General features: G+C 70.9%; 19 protein-coding genes, 5 tRNA genes and 2 pseudogenes. 7 read left to right on the top strand and 19 right to left on the bottom strand.

Features of this window, described 5'->3' with window-relative positions; translation table 11 throughout:
- Positions 1-124: 124 nt before the first annotated feature.
- Positions 125-1,906, bottom strand: a complete 1,782-nt coding sequence (locus tag STRVI_RS08185; protein WP_014055161.1) for a DAK2 domain-containing protein — start codon at positions 1,904-1,906, stop codon at positions 125-127.
- Positions 1,907-2,171: 265 nt separating this feature from the next.
- Between STRVI_RS08185 and rpmB the strand changes: the two are divergent.
- Positions 2,172-2,282 (top strand): annotated as a pseudogene (gene rpmB / locus STRVI_RS56330) (50S ribosomal protein L28); the annotation flags it as partial.
- 184 nt (positions 2,283-2,466) lie between these two features.
- Here the strand turns inward: rpmB and thiD are convergent.
- On the bottom strand, positions 2,467-3,297 hold the full coding sequence (gene thiD, locus STRVI_RS08175) for a bifunctional hydroxymethylpyrimidine kinase/phosphomethylpyrimidine kinase (protein ID WP_014055160.1): 831 nt from the start codon (positions 3,295-3,297) through the stop codon (positions 2,467-2,469).
- A 161-nt stretch (positions 3,298-3,458) separates the two neighbouring features.
- Entirely contained in the window at positions 3,459-4,427 is a 969-nt protein-coding gene (locus STRVI_RS08170; protein WP_014055159.1) for a thiamine-phosphate kinase, read from the bottom strand.
- Positions 4,428-4,564: 137 nt separating this feature from the next.
- Here STRVI_RS08170 and STRVI_RS08165 point away from each other — a divergent pair, with 137 nt between their 5' ends.
- The gene (locus STRVI_RS08165) at positions 4,565-4,798 is read left to right on the top strand and encodes an Lrp/AsnC family transcriptional regulator (RefSeq protein ID WP_014055158.1); all 234 of its coding nucleotides are present in this window, start codon (positions 4,565-4,567) and stop codon (positions 4,796-4,798) included.
- 20 nt (positions 4,799-4,818) lie between these two features.
- On the top strand, positions 4,819-5,316 hold the full coding sequence (locus STRVI_RS08160) for a DUF3515 domain-containing protein (protein ID WP_043235581.1): 498 nt from the start codon (positions 4,819-4,821) through the stop codon (positions 5,314-5,316).
- Positions 5,317-5,327: 11 nt separating this feature from the next.
- Here STRVI_RS08160 and STRVI_RS08155 read toward each other — a convergent pair whose 3' ends face one another.
- The 3 genes from STRVI_RS08155 to STRVI_RS08145 are packed head-to-tail and all read right to left on the bottom strand — an operon-like array spanning position 5,328 to position 8,291.
- Complete coding sequence (locus STRVI_RS08155) at positions 5,328-6,500, bottom strand: D-alanine--D-alanine ligase family protein (RefSeq protein ID WP_014055156.1); 1,173 nt, start codon at positions 6,498-6,500, stop codon at positions 5,328-5,330.
- A 34-nt stretch (positions 6,501-6,534) separates the two neighbouring features.
- Entirely contained in the window at positions 6,535-7,536 is a 1,002-nt protein-coding gene (locus STRVI_RS08150) for an NAD(P)H-dependent glycerol-3-phosphate dehydrogenase (RefSeq protein WP_014055155.1), read from the bottom strand.
- Entirely contained in the window at positions 7,533-8,291 is a 759-nt protein-coding gene (locus STRVI_RS08145; RefSeq protein WP_043235577.1) for a lysophospholipid acyltransferase family protein, read from the bottom strand. Before STRVI_RS08145 ends, STRVI_RS08150 begins: the two co-directional genes overlap by 4 nt.
- Before the next feature lie 171 nt (positions 8,292-8,462).
- Here STRVI_RS08145 and cofC point away from each other — a divergent pair.
- A pseudogene (cofC, locus tag STRVI_RS08140) lies at positions 8,463-9,077 on the top strand (2-phospho-L-lactate guanylyltransferase); the annotation flags it as partial.
- A 303-nt stretch (positions 9,078-9,380) separates the two neighbouring features.
- On the opposite strand, the gene STRVI_RS08135 reads toward cofC, so the two are convergent.
- The 4 genes from STRVI_RS08135 to leuC form a co-directional block, all read right to left on the bottom strand.
- Positions 9,381-9,953 carry an HU family DNA-binding protein gene (locus tag STRVI_RS08135; RefSeq protein ID WP_014055152.1) on the bottom strand — a complete coding sequence of 191 codons (573 nt, stop codon included), beginning with the start codon at positions 9,951-9,953 and terminating at the stop codon, positions 9,381-9,383.
- A gap of 125 nt (positions 9,954-10,078) precedes the next feature.
- Entirely contained in the window at positions 10,079-10,324 is a 246-nt protein-coding gene (locus STRVI_RS08130; RefSeq protein WP_014055151.1) for a hypothetical protein, read from the bottom strand.
- A 124-nt stretch (positions 10,325-10,448) separates the two neighbouring features.
- The gene (leuD, locus tag STRVI_RS08125; RefSeq protein WP_014055150.1) at positions 10,449-11,042 is read right to left on the bottom strand and encodes a 3-isopropylmalate dehydratase small subunit; all 594 of its coding nucleotides are present in this window, start codon (positions 11,040-11,042) and stop codon (positions 10,449-10,451) included.
- Positions 11,043-11,048: 6 nt separating this feature from the next.
- Positions 11,049-12,479 carry a 3-isopropylmalate dehydratase large subunit gene (gene leuC, locus STRVI_RS08120; protein ID WP_014055149.1) on the bottom strand — a complete coding sequence of 477 codons (1,431 nt, stop codon included), beginning with the start codon at positions 12,477-12,479 and terminating at the stop codon, positions 11,049-11,051.
- Positions 12,480-12,621: 142 nt separating this feature from the next.
- Here leuC and ndgR point away from each other — a divergent pair, with 142 nt between their 5' ends.
- Complete coding sequence (gene ndgR / locus STRVI_RS08115) at positions 12,622-13,338, top strand: IclR family transcriptional regulator NdgR (protein ID WP_014055148.1); 717 nt, start codon at positions 12,622-12,624, stop codon at positions 13,336-13,338.
- Between the two features lie 21 nt (positions 13,339-13,359).
- On the opposite strand, the gene STRVI_RS08110 is transcribed toward ndgR, so the two are convergent.
- Positions 13,360-13,845, bottom strand: a complete 486-nt coding sequence (locus tag STRVI_RS08110) for a DUF4188 domain-containing protein (RefSeq protein ID WP_014055147.1) — start codon at positions 13,843-13,845, stop codon at positions 13,360-13,362.
- 70 nt (positions 13,846-13,915) lie between these two features.
- Between STRVI_RS08110 and STRVI_RS08105 the strand changes: the two genes are divergently transcribed.
- On the top strand, positions 13,916-14,557 hold the full coding sequence (locus tag STRVI_RS08105) for a MerR family transcriptional regulator (protein ID WP_014055146.1): 642 nt from the start codon (positions 13,916-13,918) through the stop codon (positions 14,555-14,557).
- Between the two features lie 77 nt (positions 14,558-14,634).
- Here the strand turns inward: STRVI_RS08105 and STRVI_RS08100 are convergent.
- The 8 genes from STRVI_RS08100 to STRVI_RS08065 all read right to left on the bottom strand — a co-directional run bounded on the left by STRVI_RS08100 (position 14,635) and on the right by STRVI_RS08065 (position 17,907).
- Positions 14,635-14,710, bottom strand: a tRNA-Glu gene (locus STRVI_RS08100).
- Positions 14,711-14,747: 37 nt separating this feature from the next.
- A tRNA-Gln gene (locus tag STRVI_RS08095) sits at positions 14,748-14,819 on the bottom strand.
- A 13-nt stretch (positions 14,820-14,832) separates the two neighbouring features.
- Positions 14,833-14,905, bottom strand: a tRNA-Glu gene (locus STRVI_RS08090).
- A gap of 31 nt (positions 14,906-14,936) precedes the next feature.
- A tRNA-Glu gene (locus STRVI_RS08085) sits at positions 14,937-15,009 on the bottom strand.
- Between the two features lie 50 nt (positions 15,010-15,059).
- Positions 15,060-15,131, bottom strand: a tRNA-Gln gene (locus tag STRVI_RS08080).
- 167 nt (positions 15,132-15,298) lie between these two features.
- Positions 15,299-16,786, bottom strand: coding sequence for a glutamate--tRNA ligase (gene gltX, locus STRVI_RS08075; protein ID WP_014055145.1), 1,488 nt, complete (start codon positions 16,784-16,786; stop codon positions 15,299-15,301).
- Positions 16,779-17,570, bottom strand: a complete 792-nt coding sequence (locus STRVI_RS08070; protein ID WP_014055144.1) for a fumarylacetoacetate hydrolase family protein — start codon at positions 17,568-17,570, stop codon at positions 16,779-16,781. The genes gltX and STRVI_RS08070 overlap by 8 nt, the downstream gene beginning before the upstream one ends.
- A gap of 121 nt (positions 17,571-17,691) precedes the next feature.
- Entirely contained in the window at positions 17,692-17,907 is a 216-nt protein-coding gene (locus STRVI_RS08065) for a hypothetical protein (protein WP_014055143.1), read from the bottom strand.
- 590 nt (positions 17,908-18,497) lie between these two features.
- Between STRVI_RS08065 and STRVI_RS08060 the strand changes: the two genes are divergently transcribed.
- The gene (locus STRVI_RS08060) at positions 18,498-22,463 is read left to right on the top strand and encodes a sensor histidine kinase (protein ID WP_014055142.1); all 3,966 of its coding nucleotides are present in this window, start codon (positions 18,498-18,500) and stop codon (positions 22,461-22,463) included.
- Position 22,464 lies beyond the last annotated feature (1 nt).

Genomic DNA, 22,464 nt, shown 5'->3' with positions numbered 1-22,464 from the left:
TTCGCGGTGTTGCCGCCCAGGACCTTCTTCAGTGGTTCATCCAGCACGGGCACTCGTCCATTGCACACCACGGGAGTGACAAAGCGGGTGACGAGCGGGGTGATTCAGCAGCCGGCCGCCGGTCTCATTCGATGCCTATGATCAGCGGCGCGGTGGGCTGACCGCCGTGGTAGACGACCGTGTCGACGGCGAAGTGCCCTTCTCGCACATGCCGCTCCAGCCGTTCGGCGACCTCGTCCGGCAGGCCCGCGCCGAGCACCAGGGTGACCATCTCGCCGCCCGAGGCCAGCATCCGGTCCAGCACCGTCTCGGCGGTCGCGGCCAGCTCCGAGCCGATCACCGCCACATCCCCGTCGATCATGCCCAGGACGTCCCCGGCCTGGCACACCCCGGCCATGGTCCAGGACTGGCGCTCGGCGACGGCCAGTTCGGCGTAGCGGGTGGCGCCCGCGGCCGAGGTCATGGCGACCACGTCCTCGTCGAAGCTGCGGCCGGGCTCGTGGACGGCGAGCGCGGCGATGCCCTGGACGGCGGAGCGGGTGGGGATCACCGCGACCCGTACGCCCTCGGCGCGGGCCTGGGCCGAGGCCGCGGCCGCCGCATGGCGCAGCTCGGTGTCGTTGGGCAGCAGCACGACCTCCCGAGCACCGGCCCGGCGGACCGCGTCGACCAGTTCACCGCTGCCGGGCGGCTCCCCGGGGCGGGTGGCGACCGCGGTCGCGCCCGCCTCGGCGCACAGCGCGGCCAGCCCGTCCCCGGGGACGACGGCGACCACGGCACGGCCCGTGCGCTCGGCGCGCAGGCCGCCCGTGGGGCCCTTGGCGCCGTGCTGATCCGGCAGGACGACGGCCGGGCCCGGCCGGTCCGGGCCGTCGGCGAGCGCCTTACGGGCGGCAGCGCCGTCGAAGTGGGTGATCCGGATGCGGTACGGGCGCCCGGCCTGGATGCCCGCCTCCACGGCCGCCCCCGCGTCGTCCACATGGACGTGCACATTCCACAGGCCGTCGCCGCCGACGATCACCAAGGAGTCGCCCAGGGCGTCCAGGCGCTTCCTCAGGGCGGCCACGGCCATGTCGCCGGCCTCCAGGAGGTAGATCACCTCGAAGGCGGGCCCGCCGTCCGCGGCGCTGTCGGCGGGACAGCCCACGGGGTCCTGCCCGTGCGTCCCGGCGGGCGCCAGGGTGTCATGCGTCGGGGCCTCACGGGTCAGGCCGTCACCGCCGGAGCGGGCGGGCGCGAGCGCCGCGGGAGCCTCGCCCGACAGGGCCTCGGCGAGACCGCCGAGGACCGTCACCAGGCCGTAGCCGCCCGCGTCGACCACCCCCGCGCGGGCGAGGACGTCGAGCTGGCCGGGGGTGGCCTGGAGCGCCGTCCGGGCGCCCTCGTAGGCGGCGCGGGCCACCGTGGCGGCGTCGCCCGTGGCGCGCTCCGCGCCCTCCGCGGCGGCCACGGCGACCGTAAGGACGGTGCCTTCGACGGGGTGGGCGACGGCCAGGTAGGCGAGGTCGGCCGCGCGCCGCAGCGCCAGCCGCAGCCCGTCCGCCTCGTCTGCGCCCGGGCGCCCCTGCGCCGGGCCGTCGGCCAGGACGTCCGCCATGCCGCGCAGCAGTTGCGCCAGGATCGTGCCGGAGTTGCCCTGCGCGCCGATCAGGGCGCCATGAGCCATGGCGCGCACCACATCGGCGAGGGTGGGACGGGAGGCGGCGGGCGAGGCGGCGTGGCCGTCGAAGGCCGCGTCGACGGCCCGGGCGGCGGACTCGACGGTCAGATACAGATTGGTGCCGGTGTCCCCGTCCGCGACCGGATAGACGTTGATCGCGTCGATGTCCGCGCGGGCCCGGCCCAGCGCGTCCAGCGCGAGCCCGCACCAGGTCCGTACCGCATCGGCGTCGAGCGTGTGCGGCACGTAACGTCCTCCTCGGAGGGTGCTGGGGCGGGGGCGGGCATCGCGTCACCGCAGGGTAGTCGCCGCCCTCGGCGGGTGCCGGGCCAGCCATGATAGTTTCGTTGTACGGGAGTGGCCGTTGTATGCTGCTCCGGTTGCCCGATGCGAATCGGGCCATTCCCCCCAGGCGCCGCCGATCTTCCACGATCCAGGCAACGTCCGGGGCATCCGTTCAGTGTCCTGTCTCCTCGCGAGAAGCGAGGGTGACCCGTCTTTGGAGTAACCCGTGGCTGCCAACTGCGACGTCTGCGGCAAGGGGCCGGGCTTCGGCAACAACATCTCGCACTCGCACCGCCGCACCCGCCGTCGTTGGAACCCCAACATCCAGACGGTGCGCGCTGTGGTCGGTCGTACCCCGAAGCGGCTCAATGTCTGCACCTCGTGCATCAAGGCCGGCAAGGTTTCGCGCTAGTCGTCTAGTCGCAGGGCCTCCCCGCGCAAGCGGGATCCGGTACGCCGAGGCCGGTCCACCAGGATGTGGACCGGCCTTTTCGCGTGCCCTTACGCACGCGCTGCGTCCGTCATCCCCGCAACCACCCGTGGTCGACCGGGCCGATGCCCGCGCCCAGCGGGAAGCCCGCCGCGATGGCGCCCGTGACGTACTCCTTGGCCGCCGTGACGGCCTGAGGGACCTCGTATCCGCCCGCCAGATACGTGGCGATCGCCGCGGCGAGGGTGCATCCCGTGCCGTGCGTATGGCGGTTGTCGTGGCGGGGCGCCCGCAGCCAGTGCTCCTCGGTGCCGTCCGTGAGCAGATCCACCGCCTCACCGCCGGGCAGATGGCCGCCCTTGATCAGCGCCCAGCGCGGGCCGTGCCCCAGCACCGCCCCGGCCGCCCGCCGCTGATCGTCCTCCGACTCCACCCGGACGCCGGTGAGCTGAGCCACCTCGTCCAGGTTGGGCGTGGCGACGGTCGCGGTCGGCAGCAGCTTCGTACGGACCGCGTCGAGCGCCTCGGTGGCCAGCAGCGGGTCACCGTGCTTGGAGACCCCGACCGGATCGACGACCACCGGCGCGGGCAAGTCCGCGAGCAGCGCGGCGACGGTCTCGACCAGTTCGGCGGTCGCCAGCATGCCGGTCTTGACCGCCTGGACGCCGATGTCGTCGGCCACACTGCGGAACTGGGCCCGTACGGCCTCGGCTGGCAGCTCCCAGGCGCCCTGGACGCCCAGGGAGTTCTGCGCCGTCACCGCGGTGATCACGCTCATGCCGTGGGCGCCGAGGGCCAGCATGGTCTTCAGATCGGCCTGGATACCCGCACCGCCGCCGGAGTCCGATCCGGCGACGGTGAGGACGCGCACGGGCGCCGAGCCGTCATGGGAGGGGCGGGGGATACGAGGAGGCAGGACCATGGGGCGAATCTACTCGCCGCCCCCGCGCCCCCGATGTCCCCCCTCGGCGCCCTTAACCGCCGACGCGGCTCCCTGCCAACGACTCGACGCCCTTACGGCGGACTCGACGCTCTTACCGCCGGCTCGGCGCCCCTATCTCCGACTCGGCATTGCCCTTGCCGTCACTCGGCACCCTCACCGTCGCCGAAGTGGTCCCAGCCCCCATGGGCCCAGGGGGCTCCGTCCACCGTCACCTGGGGCAGCGCCGAGGGGTTCAGCACCTCGCCGATCACCTTCCAGCGGGCCGGCAGCTTGGCGTCGGGCGGGAAAGTGGCCACGATCGCGTGGTCCTCTCCCCCGCTGAGCACCCACTGCAGCGGATCGACGCCCACCGCCTGACCGATGTCCGACATCTGCGAGGGGATGTCGATGTCCCCCGAGCGCAGATCGATACGGACCTTGCTGGCCTCCGCGATATGCCCGAGGTCGGCCACCAGCCCGTCGCTCACATCGGTCATGGCGGTCGCGCCGAGCCCGGCGGCGGCGGGACCGGCGTGGTACGGCGGTTCCGGCCGGCGGTGCGCCTCGACGAAGGCCCGCGGCGAGCGGAAGCCGCGTGAGAGCACCGCGTGTCCGGCCGCCGACCAGCCCAGCCATCCGGTGACGGCGACAACGTCGCCGGGCTGGGCACCGGATCGGGTGACCGGCTCATGGTTGCGCAGATCGCCCAGGGCGGTGATGGCCACGGTGATGGTGTCCCCGCGCACCACATCGCCGCCGACCACGGCCGCGCCCGCGACCTGGCATTCGTCGCGGATGCCGTCCATCAGCTCGGCCGGCCAGGTCACCGGCAGATCGGCGGGGACCACCAGGCCGAGCAGCAGCGCGGTCGGCACCGCGCCCATGGCCGCGATGTCCGCCAGGTTCTGGGCCGCGGCCTTACGGCCGACGTCATAGGCGGTGGACCAGTCCCTGCGGAAGTGCCTGCCCTCCAGCAGGACATCCGTACTGGCCACGACCCTCCGGTCGGGCGCGGCCACAACCGCGGCATCGTCACCGGGCCCCAACCTCACCGCCGGGGTGGTGGTGAGCCGGGAGGTGAGCTCTCTGATGAGCCCGAACTCCCCCAACTCGCCCACGGTGCCCTTCATCCCATCGCCCCTTCGTGCTCGTGGCCGCTTGCCCACCACACCGCGCTCCCCGCGCGGGTCTCCCCGCGCCGCATGGCGACGCGGTACCGTGGCGTCCCTTCTCTCCACATGATCCTCGTAGCCGCCCTGGAGGTTCCGTGGTACAGGCGTACATCCTGATCCAAACCGAGGTCGGCAAGGCCTCGACCGTGGCCGACGTCATCGCCAAGCTCCCCGGGGTGATACAGGCGGAGGACGTCACGGGCCCTTACGACGTGATCGTCCGCGCCCAGGCCGACACGGTCGATGAACTCGGCCGCATGGTGGTCGCGAAAGTCCAGCAAGTCGAAGGCATCACTCGTACTCTCACCTGCCCGGTCGTCCATCTCTAGCTCCCCCGTATGCTCGGCCGATGGAATGCGCACACCGTAGTCTCACCCGAAGGCTCGTTCCGCTCTCCGCCACCATGGCGCTGGCCCTGGTGCCGGTGGCCGGTTGCTCCTTCATCGGGGATTCCGACGACAGCGTGGCGCTCACGGTTCCCTCGCCGTCCGCGCAGGCGGCGGCGGTGTGCCGAGCACTCCACAAGGAACTGCCCACCACCGTGAACGGGCTGAAGCGGGGCACCACCGATCCCGCCTCGGACTACACAGCCGTGTGGGGGGACCCCGCCGTGCAACTGCGCTGCGGGGTCCCCCGGCCGGCGGCCATGGGCTCCACGACCGAGTCGGCCGAGGTGAACGGCGTCGAGTGGCTGCCGGAGAAGCAAAAGGACGGCTACCGCTTCACCACCGTACTTCGCCGGGCGTATGTCGAGGTGACCGTGCCCAGGAAGTACGCCCCCGAGATCAACGCCCTGATCGACCTCGCCAAGGCCGTCAAGAAGACGGTGCCCAAGGGCGTGGCCTAGGGGCCTGGGCCCTAGCGCAGCCCCGTCGAGCGGCGCAGCGCGGCCTGCAGCAGCCGGTCCACCAGCTCGGGGTAGCTCACACCGCTCTCCTGCCACATGCGCGGGTACATCGAGATCGGGGTGAAGCCGGGCATGGTGTTGATCTCGTTGATCACGAACTCGCCACTGTCCAGCAGGAAGAAGTCGGCCCGGACCAGCCCCTCGCAGGACGCCGCGTCGAAGGCGGCCACCGCGAGCTCCTGGACCCGCCGGGTCTGCTCCTCGGTGAGCGGCGCGGGCACGATGCCGGCCGCCGAGTCGATGTACTTCGCCTCGAAGTCGTAGAAGGCGTGGGAGGAGACCGGCGGGATCTCGGCGGGCAGGCTCGCGCGCGGCCCGTCCTCGTACTCCAGCACCCCGCATTCGATCTCGCGGCCGCGCAGCAGCGCCTCCACGATGACCTTCGGGTCGTGGCGCCGGGCCTCCTCGATGGCCTCGTCCAGGTCCGCCGGGTCCTCGACCTTGGTGATGCCGATGGACGAGCCGGCCCGCGCGGGCTTCACGAAGAGCGGCCAGCCGTGCTCCGCGGCGAACTCCACGATCCGGCGGCGGGCGGCGGAAGGTTCCTGCTGCCACTCCCGGGGGCGGATCACCTCGTACGGGCCGACGGGCAGCCCGAAGGAGACGAACACCCGCTTCATGTACTCCTTGTCCATGCCCACGGCGGAGGCGAGCACCCCGGCGCCCACATACGGCACCCCGGACAGCTCCAGCAGCCCCTGAAGGGTGCCGTCCTCGCCGTACGGGCCGTGCAGCATGGGGAAGACGACGTCGACGTCGCCCAGCGCCTTGGGCACCGACCCCGGCTCGCTGTAGACGACCTCACGGTTCCCCGGGTCGACCGGGAGGACGACCGAACCTTCGCCGGACTCGGCGAGCCGTTCCACGCTGGGCAGCTCGCGGCCCGCGATGCCCATCCGCTCGGGCTCGTCGGCGGTCAGCGCCCAACGGCCGTCAGCGGTGATGCCGATCGGCAGCACGTCGTACTTCTCGCGGTCGATGGCGCGCAGCACGGCGCCCGCGGTGACCACCGAGATGGCGTGCTCGGAGCTGCGGCCGCCGAAGACGACCGCGACGCGCGGCTTGTGCCGCTCGCCTCCGGAAGAAGCCGGGACAGGGCCTGGGGAAGGGGTCTGGCTGCTCATATCGCGTCGAGGTTACCTTGCGGTCCGCGTGGCGTCAGTGCCGCTCGGCCTTGGCGCTGCGGGACATCAGCTCTTTGAGTGCGACAAGCGGCTGTTTGCCGTCGTGCACGATCTCGACGACGGTCTCGGTGATGGGCATGTCGACATCGAAGCGCCGGGCGAGATCCAGCACGGACTCGCACGACTTGACGCCCTCCGCGGTCTGCTTGGTGACCGCGATGGTCTCCTCCAGCGTCATCCCGCGCCCCAGGTTGGTGCCGAAGGTGTGGTTGCGGGAGAGCGGGGAGGAGCAGGTGGCGACGAGGTCGCCCATGCCCGCCAGGCCCGCGAAGGTGTGCGCGTCGGCGCCCATCGCCAGGCCCAGCCTGGTCGTTTCGGCGAGGCCGCGGGTGATGAGCGACGCCTTGGTGTTGTCGCCGAGCCCCATGCCGTCGGCGATGCCCACGGCCAGCGCGATGACGTTCTTCACCGCGCCGCCCAGCTCGCAGCCGACCACGTCGGTGTTGGTGTACGGGCGGAAGTACGCGGTGTGGCAGGCGGTCTGGAGGCGGCGGGCCACGCTCTCGTCCGGGCAGGCCACCACGGAGGCGGCGGGCTGCCGGGCGGCGATCTCCTTGGCGAGGTTGGGCCCGGTGAGCACCGCGACGCGCTCCGCGGGCGCCTTGGCGACCTCCTGCACGACCTCGCTCATCCGCTTGGCCGTGCCGAGTTCGACGCCCTTCATCAGGGAGACCAGCACGGTGTCGGCGGCCAGCAGCGGGGCCCATTCGGAGAGGTTGCCGCGCAGCGTCTGGGAGGGCACGGAGAAGACGGTGAACTCCGCGCCGGCCGCGGCCTCGGCCGGGTCGGTGGTGGCCCGCACGCCGTCGGGGAGCCGCACCCCGGGGAAGTAGTCGGGATTGGTGCGGCCGGTGTTGATGGCCTCGACGACACCGGGCCGGCGGCCCCACAGCGTCACCTCGCAGCCGGCGTCGGCGAGCACCATCGCGAAGGCGGTGCCCCAGGAGCCGGTGCCGAAGACGGCGCAGCGCGTCACTTGCTCTCCTCATCGGCCAGCGGGAGCGGCGGGCCGTCGGTGCTGGTGCTGATGGCCCGGCCGGGCCGGTGAACGGGCGCCGGCTCTCCGCGCACCTCGGAGAGGAGGTCGGTGATGGCGTCCATGATGACGTCGGTGGCCGCCCGGAGGACCTCCGCGGTGGGCTCCTGGCCGTAGAACCCGGACAGGTCCACCGGCGGGCCGGCGAGCACCTTGAGCGTCTTGCGCGGGAAGAGGCGGACCCGCTTCTCCTTGGCGTACGGCGGCACGGCCTCGTTGGCGCCCCACTGGGCGACGGGGATGACGGGGGCCTTGGTGAGCAGCGCGACCCGCGCCGCACCGGTCTTTCCGCGCATGGGCCACATGTCGGGGTCGCGGGTGAGGGTGCCCTCGGGGTAGAAGGCCACGCACTCGCCCTTGTTGATGGCGTCCACGGCGGCCCGGAAGGCGTTGGCGGCATCGGTGGACTCGCGGTAGACGGGGATCTGGCCGGTGCCGCGGAGCATGGTGCCCATGAAGCCGCCCCTGAAGAGGGCGGCCTTGGCGAGGAAGCGCGGCACCCTGCCGGTGTTGTACTGGAAGTGCGCGTAGGAGAGGGGGTCGAGATACGAGTTGTGATTTATCGCGGTGATAAATCCACCGTCGGCCGGAATGTGCTCCATTCCGTGCCAGTCCCGCTTGAACAGAACCACCAGCGGCGGTTTGCACAAGACCGCTGCCGTGCGGTACCAGAAGCCGATTCTGCGGCCGGACACTCGGAACATCCTCTCTTGGACCCTGCTGACCTGCTGGCTTGCTGTCGTCCCCTGCAGCCGCACAAGTGTCGCTCCAGGCACCCTGTCTGTCGAGAACACCGTAACCCCGCACGTCTTCGGCGAGCCGGGCAGCAGGTCAGAATGAGGCCCGTGGGAAGAAACGGAGCCCCTGTGACCTGGACCCTCGTGGTGCCGCTGAAGCCCTTGTCACGGGCGAAGACCAGGCTCTCCGACGCCGCGGGGGACGGCCTCCGGGCCTCGCTCGCGCTGTCGTTCGCTCAGGACACGGTGGACGCGGCGCTGGCGAGCCGCTGGGTGCGGGGGGTGACCGTCGTCACCGACGACCCGCTCGCCGGACGTGAGCTCTCCGCCCTCGGCGCCCGGATCCTGCCCGACTCCCCGGGGCGCGGGCTGAACGCGGCGCTGGCGCACGGCGCCCTCGCCGTCCGCGGGGAGCGGCCGGGGGCCGCCGTGGCGGCGATGAACGCCGATCTCCCGGCGCTGCGGCCCGCGGAGCTCGACCTGGTGCTCGAGGCCGCCTCCGGCTTCCCACGCGCCTTTCTGGCGGACACCGCGGGGGTGGGCACGACCCTCCTCTCGGCGGCGCCCGGTGCCGATCTGGCGCCCGCCTTCGGGGGCGCCTCACGGGCCCGGCACCGGGCGTCGGGGGCGCGGGAGATCGAGCTGGCGGGGGTGGACTCGGTGCGGCGCGACGTGGACACGGCCGTGGATCTGCGCGCGGCGGTGGCCCTGGGCGTGGGCGCCCACACCAGGGCTAGGCTGGCGGACATGCAGGGAACCGCCTATACGTACGACCCCGAGACCCGCGCCGGCAGCGTGCTGCTCGACGACGGCACCCCGCTGCCGTTCGACACCGCGGCCTTCGACGCCGGGGGGCTGCGGATGCTGCGCCCGGGCCAGCGGGTGCGGATCGAGGTGGAGGGCGAGGGCGAGCAGCGCCGGGTCGTCTTCGTCACGCTGCAGACGTTCTGAACGCCACGGACAGCACCGCAGACAGCACCGCGGGCCGGGCTCCCTCGGGGAGCCCGGCCCGGCGCGTGAACAGTGCGGCGCCTGTGCGCCGCCGGCTTAGCGCTTCCTGGCGGTGGTCTTCTTCGTGGTGGTCTTACGGGCGCTCGTCTTGCGCGCCGGGGCCTTCTTGGCGGCGGCCTTGGCGGGCGCCGTCTTGGCCGTCGCCTTCTTGGCGGGGGCCTTCTTGGCGGCGGCCTTGGCCGGGGCCGTTTTGGCCGTCGCCTTCTTGGCCGTCGTCTTCTTCGCAGGAGCCTTCTTGGCGGTCGCCTTCTTGGCCGCGGCCTTCTTCGCGGCGACCTGGAGGCTGCCCTTGGGGGCCTTCTTCACGGCGACCTCACCGCCGCGCGGGAGCTTCTTGGAGCCGCTCACCAGGTCCTTGAACCCCTGACCGGCACGGAAGCGGGGCACCGAGGTCTTCTTGACCCTCACGCGCTCCCCGGTCTGCGGGTTACGGGCGTACCGGGCGGGCCGTTCCACCTTCTCGAACGAACCAAATCCAGTGACTGAAACTCGCTCCCCGGCGACGACCGCCCGGACGATGGCGTCCAGAACTGCGTCGACGGCTTCGGCGGCCTGCTGACGGCCGCCAACCTTGTCGGCAATCGCTTCTACGAGCTGCGCCTTGTTCACGTCTTCCCCTTCGGAGACATTGCCGGAATCAATGTGTTCAAGCCTTTTCGCACGTTAGGCAGATATATACCGCAAATCAAACACGAAACGGGCTAATCACCCTTGTGCCGCAACGCACTCGATCGTCACGGACTTCCGTCGGTGTCGGGATCTTGGGGGAAACGGCCCTCGTCGAGGTCGTTCATCAACCGCTCCAGACGCTTTGCCGCATCTGCGAGATCGTGTTTCGCCGCTGAGGTGATGACCAGCAGCTTCCGGGACAGCGCCATCCGTACGCCCTCCGGGACTTGCAGTGCGCGCACCCTTGCGTGCGCTTCCTTGAGCCGGTCGGCGACGATGCCGTAGAGCTCGAGTTGGCCGTCGCGTTCCATGCACTGATTGTGCCATCTGAGGCGAGTTGTCGCTTCACGGGGCCTCAACATGCCGATGCGCCGCCGGTCCGAGGACCGGCGGCGCATCTTGCCAAACCCGCTCTGTACAGGGAGAACCGGGGGGTCAGACCACCACCGTGCTCGGCTTGAAGGAGGGACGACGCGCCTCGTACGCGGCGATGGATTCGTCCTCCCTGAGGGTGAGACTGATGTCGTCCAGCCCCTCCAGGAGTCGCCACCGGGCATTCTCGTCAAGCTCAAAATCAGCCGTGATGCCCTCGGCTCGAACCTGGCGGTCGACGAGGTCCACGGTGACCTCCGCGGTGGGGTCCGCCTCGACCAGCTTCCACAGCCGGTCCACGGTCTCCTGCGGCAGGACGACGGTCAGCAGCCCGTTCTTGAGGGAGTTGCCGCGGAAGATGTCGGCGAAGCGGGACGAGATGACGGCCTTGAAGCCGTAGTTCTGCAGCGCCCATACCGCGTGCTCGCGCGAGGAGCCGGTGCCGAAGTCGGGACCGGCCACCAGCACCGTTCCGCCCTTGTACGCGGCCGTGTTGAGCACGAACTCCGGGTCCTTGCGCCAGGCCTCGAAGAGTCCGTCCTCGAAGCCGTCGCGGGTGACCTTCTTGAGCCAGTGCGCCGGGATGATCTGGTCCGTGTCCACGTTGCTGCGGCGCAGCGGAACGGCCCGGCCGGTGTGTGTGGTGAATGCTTCCATGTCTGCTCAGGCCCCCACGGGAGTCGATACGGCCGCGTCGGACAGATCGGCGGGCGAGGCCAGATGGCCCAGTACCGCGGTGGCGGCGGCGACCTGCGGCGAGACCAGATGGGTCCGGCCGCCCTTGCCCTGCCGGCCCTCGAAGTTGCGGTTGGACGTGGACGCCGAGCGCTCACCGGGCGCGAGCTGGTCGGGGTTCATGCCCAGGCACATCGAGCAGCCCGCGTGCCGCCACTCGGCGCCGGCGGCGGTGAACACCTTGTCCAGCCCCTCCTCGACGGCCTGCAGGGCGACCCGTACCGAGCCGGGGACCACCAACATCCGTACGCCGTCGGCCACCGAGCGGCCGGACAGCACCGAGGCGGCGGAGCGCAGGTCCTCGATGCGGCCGTTGGTGCAGGAACCGACGAAGACCGTGTCCACCGCGATGTGGCGCAGCGGCTGACCTGCCGTCAGACCCATGTACTCCAGGGCCTTCTCGGCGGCGAACTGCTCGCTGGCGTCCTCGAACGAGGCCGGGTCCGGGACCGACTCCGACAGCGGAGCGCCCTGGCCGGGGTTGGTGCCCCAGGTGACGAACGGGGCGAGTTCGGAGGCGTCGATGACGACCTCACGGTCGAAGACCGCGTCGTCGTCGCTGCGCAGGGTGCGCCAGTACGCGACGGCCGCGTCCCAGTCGTCGCCCTGGGGAGCGTGCGGGCGACCATCCAGATAGGCGAAGGTCGTCTCGTCCGGAGCGATCATGCCCGCGCGGGCGCCCGCCTCGATGGACATGTTGCACACGGTCATCCGGGCCTCCATCGAGAGCTTCTCGATGGCGGAGCCGCGGTACTCGAGCACATAGCCCTGGCCGCCGCCGGTGCCGATCTTCGCGATGATCGCCAGGATCAGGTCCTTGGCGGTGACGCTCTCGGGCAGCTCGCCCTCGACGGTGATCGCCATGGTCTTGAACGGCGCGAGCGGCAGCGTCTGGGTCGCCAGCACATGCTCGACCTGGCTGGTGCCGATGCCGAACGCGAGCGCGCCGAAGGCGCCGTGGGTCGAGGTGTGGCTGTCACCGCAGACCACGGTCGTACCGGGCTGGGTCAGTCCAAGCTGCGGTCCCACCACGTGGACGACGCCCTGCTCGACATCGCCGAGCGGGTGCAGCCGGACACCGAACTCCGCGCAGTTCTTGCGCAGCGTCTCCAACTGGGCGCGGGAGACGGGGTCCGCGATCGGCTTGTCGATGTCGAGGGTGGGGGTGTTGTGGTCCTCGGTCGCGAGGGTGAGATCGGTACGACGGACCGTGCGGCCGGCCTTGCGCAGGCCGTCGAACGCCTGCGGGCTGGTCACCTCGTGCAGCAGGTGCAGATCGATGAAGAGCAGGTCAGGCTCGCCTTCGGCGTGCCGGACGACATGGTCGTCCCAGACCTTCTCCGCGAGTGTCCGTCCCATCGCATTCCCTCCGGCCGGCGCCAGTGCCGGCCCAGCTTGTCTCGACTGCGTGCCCTGGTCTGCGGGCCCGCCATTTACAGAGTGGCGGGTCTCCCCGGAAATTGAACTTGCGTTTCACACTGTGAGACGCGAGTATCGTTTCATGGACAACACTAGCGGCGTCGGCGTTCTCGACAAGGCGGCTCTGGTCCTGAGCGCCCTGGAGTCCGGCCCGGCCACCCTCGCCGGACTGGTCGGGGCGACCGGTCTCGCCCGCCCCACGGCACACCGGCTCGCGGTAGCACTCGAGCACCACCGGATGGTGGCACGTGACATGCAGGGACGCTTCATTCTGGGCCCCCGCCTGGCCGAACTGGCAGCGGCGGCGGGCGAGGACCGGCTGCTCGCCACGGCCGGTCCCGTGCTCACCCATCTCCGGGATGTGACCGGCGAGAGCGCGCAGCTCTACCGGCGCCAGGGAGACATGCGCATCTGTGTCGCCGCGGCCGAGCGGCTGTCCGGACTGCGGGACACCGTGCCGGTCGGCTCCACCCTGCCCATGAAGGCCGGCTCGGCCGCACAGGTCCTGATGGCCTGGGAGGAGCCGGAGCGGCTGCACCGCGGACTGCAGGGGGCCCGGTTCACCGCCACGGCCCTGTCGGGCGTACGACGGCGGGGCTGGGCCCAGTCGATCGGCGAGCGGGAGCCCGGCGTGGCGTCCGTCTCCGCGCCCGTGCGCGGCCCGTCCAACCGCGTGGTCGCCTCCGTCTCCGTCTCCGGACCGATCGAGCGGCTGACCCGCCACCCGGGCCGGATGCACGCCCAGGCCGTCATCGACGCGGCGGCCCGCCTGACGGACGCCCTGCGTCGCGGCAACTGATCACGCCCCGTTACGCCCTCTTCAGTTCAGGCTCAGCCGGTCGGCCGCGCGGTCACCGCGGCGGCCGACCGGGACGACCCCGGTGGCCTGGCCCAGGCCGAACGCCGGCATGTTGAGGTAGATCGCCTCGTGCGCCCCGGCCGGTACGACATAGGTCTCGTGCCAGAAGCCGACCTTGTCCCGGCCCTCCCGCATCCGGCGGTTGAACGCCGCCCAGGCGGGGCGGTGCTCCTTGCCCTGGGCCGACGCGTACTCCAGCAGCTTCTCGTGCGAGTCCCAGTACTGGACGACGTAGAGCACCCGGGGCGCGCCGAACAGGAGCTGATAGCTCAGCATCCCGCTCTCCTTGTCCCGCGACAGCTCGCGGAGCATCCGCGGCATCGCCCTGAAGACCGGCAGCCAGCTCCGCAGCGCGCGGAAGCGGTTGATGCGCATGCCGATCAGGAAGACGGTGACCTCCCCCTCGGCCTCGGCGGTCATACGGCCGGCGAACAGCTCGGCACCCATGGTGATCCCCTTGTCCCCACGTCGGGATAGTCTTGGATAGTGCCACTCTCCAACGGAAGGTGCAACAGGGATGCGACTGGCGGAGCTCAGCGAGCGCAGCGGAGTGTCCACCGCGACGATCAAGTACTATCTGCGCGAGCGGCTGCTGCCGCCGGGAGAGCGGATCACCGCCACCAAGTCCGAGTACGGCGAGGAGCATCTGCGCCGACTGCGGCTGGTGCGCTCGCTGATCCAGGTCGGCCGGATGCCGGTGGCCACGGCGCGCGAGGTGCTGGAGGCCGCCGAGGACGAGTCGCTCAGCCAGAACGCCCGGATGGGAGCCGCGGTCTGGGCGCTGCCGCACGGCGCCGAGCCCGACGAGGACGATCCGCACGCGGCGCGGGCCCGGGAGCAGGTGGACACCGTACTGCGGCGGATGGACTGGTCCTACGGCCAGGAGCTGGGCGACACCTCCCCCGCCTACCGGATGCTGGTCGCGGCCATCGCCTCGCTGGACCGCCTGGGATATCCCCATGACACCGAGCATCTGCTGGTGCACGCCCGGCTGGCGGGCGAACTGGCCGTCGCCGACCTGGACCTGGTGGAGACCTTCGACACCCCGCCCGAGCGGATCGAGGCGGTGGTGGCACTGACGGTGCTCTACGAGCCGGTGCTGCTCAGCCTGCGGCGGCTCGCGCAAACCGAGGAATCCGGGCGCCGCTTCGCGGAGTGAGCCGTGACCAGGGGGTGAATTCACGGAGTGGCCAGGGCACGAAAAAGCCCCCCGCGCTGTCGCGGAGGGCTTTTCGCTGGTACCCCCGACCGGATTCGAACCGGCGCTACCGCCTTGAGAGGGCGGCGTGCTAGGCCGCTACACAACGGGGGCCTGAGTCAGCACATGCTACTGGACATCATGTACCGCGCTGGGCTACCAGGACTCGAACCTAGACTAAATGAACCAGAATCACTCGTGCTGCCAATTACACCATAGCCCATGGTATAGACCAGTACCCCCGACCGGATTCGAACCGGCGCTACCGCCTTGAGAGGGCGGCGTGCTAGGCCGCTACACAACGGGGGCCCTAGCGATCTCCGTCTTGCGAAGAGATCCGTACCCCCGACCGGATTCGAACCGGCGCTACTGCCTTGAGAGGGCAGCGTGCTAGGCCGCTACACAACGGGGGCTTGGTCCTGCTTTGATCAAGAGATCCATCAGTTATCCGAAGGACCTCTTGCTGGGGTACCAGGACTCGAACCTAGACTAAGTGAACCAGAATCACTCGTGCTGCCAATTACACCATACCCCACCAAAACGCCACCCCCGTAAGGGGTTTTGTCTGGCTTGCGCCTCGGCCCGGCCTCTCGGCCCGCCCGTCCGGCGCAGGAAGAACATTACCCGATGGTGGACGGGCCACCAAAACGAGTATCACCGCGAGTGGCGCCGCCTCACAGGCCCAGGCAGCGCCCCGCGCCCCTATCCGGCCAGCTTCGCCAGCGCCGCGTCCACACGGGCCAGCGTGCGCTCGCGGCCAAGGACCTCCAGGGACTCGAACAGCGGCAGCCCGACCGTGCGGCCGGTGACCGCGACGCGCAGCGGGGCCTGGGCCTTGCCCAGTTTGAGGCCGTGCTCCTCGCCGGCCGCGAGGACCGCGGCCTTCAGGGTCTCGGCGTCCCAGTCCGCCTCGGCGAGCCGGGTACGGACCGAGGCCAGCAGCGCGTCCGCGCCCGGCTTCATCGCCTTGGTCCAGGACGCCTCGTCCTGGGCGGGCTCGTCGAGGAAGAGGAAGTCCACGTTCGCGGTGATGTCGGACAGAACCGTCAGCCGGGTCTGGGCCAGCGGGGCCAGCGCCGCGAAGGCGGCCGCGTCGAAGGCGTCCGGGGACCACGGCGCGTGCGGGGCCTTCAGCCAGGGCTCGCACGCCTCGATGAACGCCTTCACATCCAGCAGCCGGATGTGGTCCGCGTTGATCGCCTCGGCCTTCTTGAGGTCGAAACGCGCCGGGTTGGCGTTCACCGCCGAGATGTCGAACGCCTCGACCATCTCCGCCGGCGAGAAGACGTCCCGGTCGGACGAGAGCGACCAGCCCAGCAGGGAGAGGTAGTTGAGCAGTCCCTCGGGGAGGAAGCCGCGCTCCCGGTAGAGGTTCAGCGAGGACTGCGGATCGCGCTTGGAGAGCTTCTTGTTGCCCTCGCCCATGACATACGGGAGGTGGCCGAACGCGGGCACCGCGCCGGAGCCCACACCGATCTCGGCGAGCGCCCGGTAGAGCCCGATCTGCCGCGGGGTGGAGGAGAGCAGGTCCTCGCCGCGCAGCACATGCGTGATCTCCATCAGCGCGTCGTCCACGGGGTTGACGAGCGTGTAGAGGGGCGCGCCGTTGGCCCGCACGATGCCGTAGTCCGAGACGTTCTCGGGGGTGAAGGTCAGCTCACCGCGCACCAGGTCGGTGAAGGTGATCGGCTCGTCCGGCATCCGGAAGCGCACGATCGAGACGCGCCCTTCGGCCTCGTACGCGGCGATCTGCTCGGCGGTCAGGGTGCGGCAGGTGCCGTCGTAGCCGGAGGGCCGGCCGGCCTTGCGGGCCGCCTCGCGGCGCTCCTCCAGCTCCTCGGCGGTGCAGTAGCAGCGGTAGGCGTGGCCCGCCTCCAGCAGCTTGTCCGCGACCTCGCGGTAGAGGTCCATCCGCTGCGACTGGCGGTAGGGCGCGTGCGGTCCGCCGACCTCGGGGCCCTCGTCCCAGTCCAGGCCCAGCCAGCGCATGGCGTCCAGGAGCTGTGTGTAGGACTCCTCGGAGTCGCGCGCGGCGTCGGTGTCCTCGATGCGGAACACCAGGGTGCCACCGTGGTGACGGGCGAAGGCCCAGTTGAACAGGGCCGTGCGGACCATGCCGACATGGGGGTTGCCGGTCGGCGAGGGACAGAAACGAACTCGCACGGGGGCGGAGGGGGATGCGCTAGCCACGCTTGATCACCTTGTTGGTGAGAGTGCCGATGCCTTCGATGGTGACGGCGACCTCGTCGCCGACGGAGAGCGGGCCGACGCCCGCCGGAGTGCCGGTGAGCACGACGTCGCCGGGGAGCAGCGTCATCGCCTCGGTGATGTGCACGATCAGATCCTCGATCGGGCGCACCATCTCGCTCGTCCGGCCGAGCTGACGCTGCTCGCCGTTGACGGTGCACATGATGCCGAGATCGGCGGCGCGCGTCAGGTCGATATCGGTCTCCACCCAGGGGCCCAGCGGACACGAGGTGTCGAAGCCCTTGGCCCGCGCCCACTGCTTCTCACGCCGCTGGGCGTCGCGGGCCGTGATGTCGTTGCCGCAGGTGTAGCCGAGGATGACGTCCTTGACGCGCTCACGCGGAACCTCACGGCACATCCGTCCGATCACCACGGCCAGCTCGGCCTCGTAGTGCACCTCGGAGGAGAAGGAGGGATACGTGACGGGGTCGCCGGGGCCGATCACGGAGGTGGACGGCTTGAAGAAGACGACCGGGACGTCGGGGACCTCATTGCCCAGCTCCGCCGCGTGCTCGGCGTAGTTGCGCCCGATTCCGACGACCTTGTTCGGCAGGACGGGCGGCAGCAGCCGGACCTTGCTCAGCGGGACCTTCTGGCCCGAGCGCTCGAATTCGGCGAAGGGGTGGCCCTTGATGATGTCGATGACGGGGCCGTCCTGATCGGACGGCTCACCCTCCACCACGCCGAAGGCGACGTTGCCGTCGATGGAGAATCTGGCGATGCGCACGGGAAGCCTTGGCTCCTTGACTGAACTCGCTGGAGACTGACGCTCCAGGCTATCGCTCCGCGTCCCGCGCGCCGCCGTCCCACCTGCCGGGAGTGGTGGCGTCCGCCACAGCCCCGGGGAATCAGTGGCCCGGAGCCTCGGTCAGCACGGTGCGCTTGGGGTTCGCGGTCCGGTTCGGCAGGTCGACGCGGTGCTCCGACTGCTCCTCGGGCGCGGCCGACAGGTCGTCGGCGTCCTTGATCTCCTGGGCGTCTCCCAGCTCTTGGACGTCCTCGAGATGGGCCAGGGTGGTGCGCCGCGGGTTGGCTATGGAGTGGAACATCATGGTCGTCTTCACTTGGTTTACGCCTCGATCTTGTCGTCCGTACCGGCTGTGTAAAGCGTCAGGCTAGAGGCGGCCTTGCCCATGGATTCGCAGGAAAAGTCACCGCCAGCATGTGATATTGCTCACGAATGATCAGGCAAAAGCCACATAGGAGACAGTTGCGCAATCGCCCTAAACGGACATCGCATACCTGAACCTGACGTTCCGCTCTTGATCATCGCTAGCCGGACACTCGATTACGACCTTCGATTCGTACACGAAAGTCCGTTATCGCCGACATGACTTTCTACGTCCGGTAATAAAGTCCACACTGAGCGTCACACGGATCACAGCCTTATCCATTGCCCTTGTTGCAGCATCCGGCACTGTGCTGCAATTCCCGGGACCGCCGCGGGAATCACCGGCGCGCACGGGGGCGCAGCACAGAGGCGCCGAGCGGCGGGGGCGCCTCTTGTCGACATGAAAGGAAGCGCGCCGGTCACTCACGACCGACAGGGGGGATCGCGGTCCCCCACGACTCGACACCGCTCCGCCGGTCCTCCGGGGGAGCGCCTGGTCCAGAGGTTGCGACGCTAGTGCAGGGACGTATCAAGAGGGATGGTATGGGGGCTCCCCAGGCCCGCCAGGGCCGAGGGGATGCTTCGGCGGACCCGGAGCCGCGTGGCGGGACCGACCGCGGCTCCTCGCCCCAGCGCGCCCAGGGGAGCAGCGGCAGGACTCTGGGCGATCAGAGCCCCGAGGCCGGTACGCAGAGCGCTACCCGGATCAGTGCGCCCAGTGGCGGCGGAGACGCGGAGCAGCCTGCCAAGCCGAAGACCTCCGGCCCCAGCGGGCCCGGCAGTCGCATGGCCCTGCGCAACTGGCGCATCAGCACCCGACTGGTCTCTCTGCTCACGCTCCCGGTGGTCGCGGCGACCACCCTGGGGGCGCTGCGCATCGAGGGCTCGCTGGACAACATCCAGCAGCTCGACCAGATGAAGCTGCTCACCAAGATGACGCAGCAGGCCACCCAGCTCGCCAGCGCGCTCCAGGAGGAGCGCGACAAGTCGGCCGGCCCGCTGGCGGGCAAGGGCAACGACAAGGACGACCGGGTCGTCTCCACGCGTGAGGACACCAACCGCGCCATCACGGCCTTCCGCGAGGCCACGCACCAGATCGACCCCGGCGACCAGTCGCTGGCCGGTGTGCAGTCCACGCTCGTCAACATCGACCGTCAACTCGGCAAGATCAACGAGGTCCGTGACACGGCCTACGACAACAGCCAGTACTACTCGCTGACGGTCCAGAACTACAACGAGCTGATCAACTCGCTGCTGCTGCTCTCCCAGGACATGGCGCAGGCGACCAGCAACCGCGCGATGATCAACAACACCCGCGCGCTCGCCACCTTCTCCTCCGCCAAGGAGTACGCCTCCATCCAGCGCGCACTCATCAGCGCCGCGCTCGCCGACCCCAAGGGCGCCGACTTCTCCGCCAACGACCGCCGCTTCGCCAGGACCGCGGTGGACAAGGAGAACGAGGCGCTCGGCCGCTTCAAGCAGATCCGCCAGGGCAACTCCGAGGATCTGCTCGACCCCCTGGACAGCCGCCCCGACATCAAGGCGGCGACCATGTACGCCGACCGCGCGGTGCGCGACCCCGAGGGGCTGAAGGCGGAGAAGCGCACCGATCTGGACTGGTACGACCAGGACAGTATCAAGATCGAAGAGATGGGCAAGATCGAGGAGACGCTGCTCAGCGAGATGCAGCAGAAGGCTCGTGAGCTCCGCGACTCCGCCCAGCAGGACGCGATCCTCAACGGTGCGCTGATCCTGCTGGTCCTCGGCGTCTCCCTGGTCGGCGCCTTCGTCGTCGCCCGCTCCATGGTCCGCTCGCTGCGCCGCCTCCAGGACACCGCGCAGGATGTCTCCCAGAAGCGGCTGCCCGAACTGGTCAAGCAGCTCTCCGAGTCCGATCCGCAGGATGTGGACACCTCCGTCGAGTCCGTCGGTGTGCACAGCCGGGACGAGATCGGAAAGGTGGCCGCGGCCTTCGACGACGTGCACCGCGAGGCGGTCCGGCTCGCCGCCGAGCAGGCGCTGCTGCGGGGCAACGTCAACGCGATGTTCACCAACCTCTCGCGCCGCAGCCAGGGCCTCATCCAGCGCCAGCTCTCGCTCATCTCCGAGCTGGAGAGCCGCGAGGCCGACCCGGACCAGCTCTCCTCGCTCTTCAAGCTGGACCACCTCGCCACCCGTATGCGGCGTAACGGCGAGAACCTCCTGGTCCTCGCGGGCGAGGAGCCCGGCCGCCGGTGGACCCGGCCGGTGCCGCTGGTGGACGTGCTCCGCGCGGCCGCCTCCGAGGTGGAGCAGTACGAGCGCATCGAGCTCAGCTCGGTCCCGGCGACCGAGGTCGCCGGCCGGGTCGTCAACGACCTCGTCCACCTGCTCGCCGAGCTGCTGGAGAACGCCACTTCCTTCTCCTCGCCGCAGACCAAGGTCAAGGTCACCGGTCATGCGCTGCCCGACGGGCGGGTGCTGGTCGAGATCCACGACACCGGTATCGGGCTCTCGCCCGAGGACCTGGCAGCGATCAACGAGCGGCTGGCCTCCCCGCCCACGGTCGATGTGTCGGTGTCCCGGCGCATGGGTCTGTTCGTGGTCGGCCGGCTGTCGCTGCGCCACGGCATCCGCATCCAGCTCCGGCCGTCCGACTCGGGCGGTACGACGGCGCTGGTCATGCTGCCGGTCGATGTCGCCCAGGGCGGCCGGAAGCCGGCGCCGCAGGCCGCCGGCGGCAAGTCGGGCCAGGGTGCCCCGGCCGTCGGTGGCGGTCAGGGCAACAGTTCGGCGGGGCTGCTCGGCTCGGCGCCCTCGCGGCGCCAGGTCCCGGGCTCGGGTTCACGCACCGCGCTGCCCGGCAACAGCGGCAGCGGACTGCCGACCCGGCCGGTCGGCGCCGGTGCGGGCCCCGCGGGCGGCGCCCCGGCCGACGGCACCAACTTCTTCGAGGGCGGGCGGCCTCCAGGCCCCCGGAGCAACGCCCCCGCGGGCCCCGGCGGTCCCGGTGGTCCCGGTGGTCAGGGTGTCCCCGGCGGTCAGGGCGGTCCCGGTGGTCAGGGTGGTCCCGGTGGTCAGGGTGGCCCCGGCGCCCCCTCCGGCCGTCCCCCGCTTCCGCAGCGCAGCGACGGCCCGACCGTCGCTCCGCCGACCGGCGCCCCGGCCCGTGCCGACGGGGGCGACCAGGGCGGCCGTCCGCAGCTCCCCACCCGCGGCCCCGCGCCCGAGCTTCCGGCCCCGTCCCAGCCGGGCACCAGTTGGGGCGCGCGCGCCGCGGCCGGCGAGGACGACTGGCCGGGCACGCCGCGCGACGCGGTGGACACCCCGCGCGGGCATGAGGAGTACGACTCCACGGGCCAGTTCGCCGGTCCGGACCTCGGCGGCTCCGGGCACCGGCGCGACCCGTTCGGCAACCGCGGCCCCGGCGACACCGGTGAGCTGCCGCAGTTGAGCGACAGCCCCAACCTGTTCGAGCCGCGCCGCGGGGCCAATGGCCCGCAGGGCGGCCAGGGACCGACCGACACCGGCCAGTTCAACCGGCCCGACTACGGCCGCGGCCCCGGCGACACCGGCGAGTTCGCCCGTCCGGAGCTCGGCCGGGGCCCGGGTGACACCGGTGAGTACGCCCGTCCGGAGCTCGGCCAGGGCCCGGGTGACACCGGTGAGTACGCCCAGCCCCGGTTCGAGGACGCCGCCCCGCGCGGTGGACGCGGCCCCGGGGACACGGGCGAATTCCCGCGGCCGAACATGGGCGGCCCGGGCGACACCGGCGAGTACCCCCGCCCGAACATGGGCGACACCGGCGAGTACCCCCGCCCCGACATGGGTGGCACCGGTGAGTACCCGCTGCCCCAGGGTCCCCAGGGCCGGCCCGGTGGGCGCCCGAACGATCCGCTGCCGCCCGCCGGACCCGGCGACGGCCGTACCCCGATCTTCGACACCATCGAGTCGTCCTGGCATTTCAACCAGGCTGAGAACCCGGGCATATCGGGCCCCCAGGACGGTGGCCGGTCGTACCCGTCCGCGCCTTCCGCCCCCGAGCCCACCCCCGGTCGGCCCGCCTCCGCCGTACCGCCGCGCTCGGCCCATGAGCCGCTGCCGGCGGCCCAGGGCATGGGCGACTTCGCCGGCGCCCAGGGCATGGGCGACTTCGCCGGATCGGGCGCCGCGGCGGGCCCCGGCACCAACGGGGCCGGTCCGGGCGGCCGGAGCACGGGTTCCCACTGGCGTACGTCGCCCCACAACGACGAGCGCTGGCGGCGCGCCGAGCAGGTCCGCGAACCGGCGGCCGGCGGTATCACGTCGTCCGGGTTGCCACGGCGGGTGCCGCGCGCAAACCTCGTGGAGGGTGCCGCACACCAGCCGCAGCCCGACCAGGCTGGGCCGCAGGTGTCCCGCGCGCCCGATGATGTACGCGGCAGGCTGACCAACCTCCGCCGTGGAATTCAGCAGGGTCGCCGGGCCGGTACCGGAGTCGGCGACAACCATGATCGCGGCATTGGCCCGACTTACCAGCAGGAGCGTTAGT

Origin of the sequence: Streptomyces violaceusniger Tu 4113, assembly GCF_000147815.2 — a bacterium.
Taxonomy (GTDB): Bacteria; Actinomycetota; Actinomycetes; order Streptomycetales; family Streptomycetaceae; genus Streptomyces; species Streptomyces violaceusniger_A.
The sequence above is the reverse complement of the archived record's forward strand: the minus strand, read 5'-3'. Positions and strand labels throughout refer to the sequence as shown.